Below are 1,669 nucleotides of genomic sequence, written 5' to 3' on the forward strand. Positions count from 1 at the left end.
TATCCGAACTGCATGGCAAAGCGCCGACGTTCCGGCGTACCGAAACTGAAGGGCTCTCTCACTCTTGCCACCTCCATAAGCGGGCCGACGTTCTTTCAGTCGGTGCCGGAAGTCCGGCGTCTGATCCGCATAGGTCCCAAAAACAACGCGGGCAGTCCCGCAACAATCCCCGAACAATCGCCCAGAACCGGCAGCTTTCGCCTGCGATTGTGGCATCAGTACGCCATTATAGGGGATTCTGCGCCTTTGCGGGAAATTGCGCAATGCGTCGCACGGGCAACAAATGTTACAATGAATATTACAATATTACATCAGGTCGGTCGGTTAGATCCTGTCCCTCAACGCAAACCAGTTGAGCGCCAGGAACAGCAGCGGCGTGCGGAAGCGCCGACCGCCGGGGAACGGCGGGATTTTCAGATCCTCGATCAGCTTCAGCCGGTCGCGGTTGCCGGCAACGGTTTCAGCATAGAGTTTACCGAAATAGTTCGACAGCATGACGCCGTGGCCGGAATAGCCGCCGGCCGAGATCACATTGGGCATCACTTCGCGCACGAAAGGCTTTCTCGGCACAGTGATGCCGACATAGCCGCCCCATCCATGCGTGATCTCGACATCCCTGAGTGCGGGGTAGAGTTCCGCGATCTGGCGGCGGATGTGAATGTGGATATCCTTCGGATCGTTGACGCCATAAACCTCGCGTCCGCCAAACAGCAGCCGCCCGTCCTTCGATTTGCGGAAATAGCGCACGACGAAGCGCGAATCGTCGACCGCCTCGCCGCCCGGCAGCACATCTGACTCTGCCCACAGAGGCACCGTCGCGCCGATGAAGGAACCGATGGGCATGATGTGCGCGGCACTCACCGGCTCGAGCGTGCCGCCATAGGCGTTGACCGCTATCAGGCATTTCTGGGCCGTCACCGTCCCTCTCGGTGTCGAAACCTTGACCTTGCCGCCACTGGACATGATGCCGGTCGACGGCGTCCCCTCGAACAGCTGCGCGCCTGCAAGCGCTGCCACCCGCGCCGTGCCGATCACCAGCTTCATCGGATGGATGTGGCCGGTGCCGGTGTCGCGCGTGCCGCCGAAATAGGCGGTCGAGCCCAACCGCTCCGCCGTCTCCCTGGCATCCATGAACGAGATATGCGGGTAGGCAAAACGGCTCGCCATGATCTCGGCATGCGCCTTGTAGTCGTCGACATAGCGGGGCTTGTGCGCCACCGAGAGCTGGCCCGGCATATAGTCGATATCGATCTGGTTGGCGGCAGTGAATTCGAGGAGATGCGCCTTGGCCTCTTCGGCAAGATCAAACAGCGCCTTGGCGCGGGCCAAGCCATACTCGGATTCCAGGTCCTCGGCCCAGGCGCGCTGGCCGGTGCCGAGCTGCCCGCCATTGCGCCCGGAGGCGCCATCGCCGAAGCGGTACGCGTCGATCAGCACGACATTGGTGCCTGCCTTGGCCAGATGCGCCGCCGCCGACAGCCCGGTGAAGCCGCCACCAATGATGACGACATCGCATGTCCGGTCGCCATCCAGTCCGGGATATTCGGGCCTCGGTCCCGCCGTGTCCTCGTACCAGGAACGGCCGGGGGAAATTGGGGATTGGTAGGGCATGATGCTCGCAGGGAGTAGGGGAGTAGGGGAGTAGGGGAATAGGGGAGTAGGGCAGTAG

At 61.9% G+C, this 1,669-nt stretch carries 1 protein-coding gene; it reads right to left on the bottom strand.

Annotation, left to right across the window (positions count from 1 at the left end; translation table 11 throughout):
• Positions 1-324 precede the first annotated feature (324 nt).
• Positions 325-1,611, bottom strand: coding sequence for an FAD-binding oxidoreductase (locus EOD15_RS33870; RefSeq protein WP_127320681.1), 1,287 nt, complete (start codon positions 1,609-1,611; stop codon positions 325-327).
• Positions 1,612-1,669 lie beyond the last annotated feature (58 nt).

It is taken from the genome of Mesorhizobium sp. M7A.T.Ca.US.000.02.2.1 (assembly GCF_003996995.1).
Taxonomy (GTDB): Bacteria; Pseudomonadota; Alphaproteobacteria; order Rhizobiales; family Rhizobiaceae; genus Mesorhizobium.

Coding starts and splice junctions, on each gene's coding strand:
- EOD15_RS33870 (WP_127320681.1), bottom strand. CDS start 1,611: ATGCCCTACCAATCCCCAATTTCCCCCGGCCGTTCCTGGTACGAGGAC.